The sequence below is a fragment of the Microcella alkaliphila genome, from assembly GCF_004216855.1.
Taxonomy (GTDB): Bacteria; Actinomycetota; Actinomycetes; order Actinomycetales; family Microbacteriaceae; genus Microcella; species Microcella alkaliphila.
This window is the reverse complement of sequence record NZ_SGXT01000009.1, coordinates 1-1,406: the sequence shown is the minus strand read 5'-3', so window position 1 is coordinate 1,406 and position 1,406 is coordinate 1. Positions and strand designations below refer to the sequence as shown.

The following is a 1,406-nucleotide window of genomic DNA, read 5'->3' as shown; positions in this document are numbered from 1 at the left end:
GGAGCTGACCGGGATGGTCGACCTGTCCCGCGACGAGCATGGCCGGGTGCGTGCCAGGTTGCTGGATCTGGTGCCGGGCAGGTCGGGGAAGGCGTGACGGCGCTCAGCGAATTTCCCCAGAGTTGCTCGTCGAAGTTCCTCAGGTCGCGTGGGTAGGTTAGCGCAGGTTTGTGCCGGTGGTGACGCGGCGGAGTTCGTCGGCTGCGGCGTGGTGGTTGCGGAGCCGGTAGGAGGCTCCGTCGAGGGTGACGACGACGGAGCGGTGCAGGAGGCGGTCGAGCATCGCGGCGGCGACGGTGGTGTCGCCGAGGATCTCTCCCCAGGCTCCGACGGGCCGGTTCGTGGTGAGCACGATCGAGGTCTTCAAGTAGCGCTGGTTGATGACCTGGAACAGCGCTGACGCCGCCTCGCCGGGCAGCGGCAGGTAGCTGAGCTCATCGATGATCAGCAGCGTCGGCCCGGCGAAGAACCGCATCATGGTCGCCCACTTTCCCTCGATCGCGGCGCGGTGGCAGCGGGCGGCGAGGTCCGCGGCGGAGGTGAAGTAGACTCGGTAGCCGGCGGTGACGGCGGCGTGCCCGAGGCCGGTGGCGATGTGGGTCTTCCCGACTCCGGGCGGGCCGATCAGGAGCACGTTGGTCGCGGTCTCGATGTAACGGCAGGTGCCCAGCTCGGTGAGCAGCGAACGGTCTATGCCGCTGGCGGAATCCAGGTCGAAGTCGTCGAGGGTGGCGCTGGTGGGGAGGTTCGCGAACCGGAACCGGCCCGCGAGGCGGCGGGCGTCGGTCGCGGTGACCTCGATCCGTAGGAGCTGCTCGAGTGCGTGGGTGAGGGTCCAGCCCTCGGCTTGGGCCTGGTCGAGGACCTTCGGGAGGGCGTCGGCGGCGTCGGCGAGCTTCAGGTCGGTGAGGTGGCTGCGCAGCTGCTGGTAGACGCTCGTCGCGGTGGCAGTGGTGGTGGTCATCGGAGGGTGTTCCTGTTCTTCGCGGCCTGCTCGTAGGCGGCCAGGCTGATCACGGTCGTGGAGGGTTCGATGGTGCCGGTGAGGACGGCGGCGGCGCGGAGCGCGGCGGCCCCGGGTGGGATGCGTTCCTTGCGCCGGTGCGGGCGTCCCGGCGGCGCGGACGCCATCGCGATCGCTTCGAGGGCGGTGACGTGACCGGTGTCGCGGACCGTGACCCCCAGTCCGGGCTCGGCCACCCGGTGCCGGGCGACGACCGCGCCCGAGACGGTGGCGATGTCGATGATGTCGGCGCCGAGCCGCTGCTGGACGGTCACTTTCGCGGCGGCCAGTTCCGGCGGGACGGAGTACCGGTTCCCTCGCCAGTCGATCAGCGCCTGCCGGGTCGCGGTGCGCTCCTCGGTCACGATCACGGGGAACACCACCGGGGGCAGCGGCCGCAGCC

2 protein-coding genes are annotated in these 1,406 nt (G+C 70.8%); both read right to left on the bottom strand.

Features of this window, described 5'->3' with window-relative positions; genetic code table 11:
• Positions 1-157: 157 nt before the first annotated feature.
• Positions 158-964 carry an IS21-like element helper ATPase IstB gene (istB, locus tag EV140_RS00620; RefSeq protein ID WP_130280070.1) on the bottom strand — a complete coding sequence of 269 codons (807 nt, stop codon included), beginning with the start codon at positions 962-964 and terminating at the stop codon, positions 158-160.
• Positions 961-1,406, bottom strand: a 446-nt coding sequence (locus EV140_RS00615; protein ID WP_422386073.1) for a Mu transposase domain-containing protein, incomplete at its 5' end; no start/stop codon positions are given. The genes istB and EV140_RS00615, both read right to left, overlap by 4 nt.

What these genes read in the sequence shown, in the direction of transcription:
- istB (WP_130280070.1), bottom strand. Translation starts at nt 964, where the DNA reads ATGACCACCACCACTGCCACCGCGACGAGCGTCTACCAGCAGCTGCGC.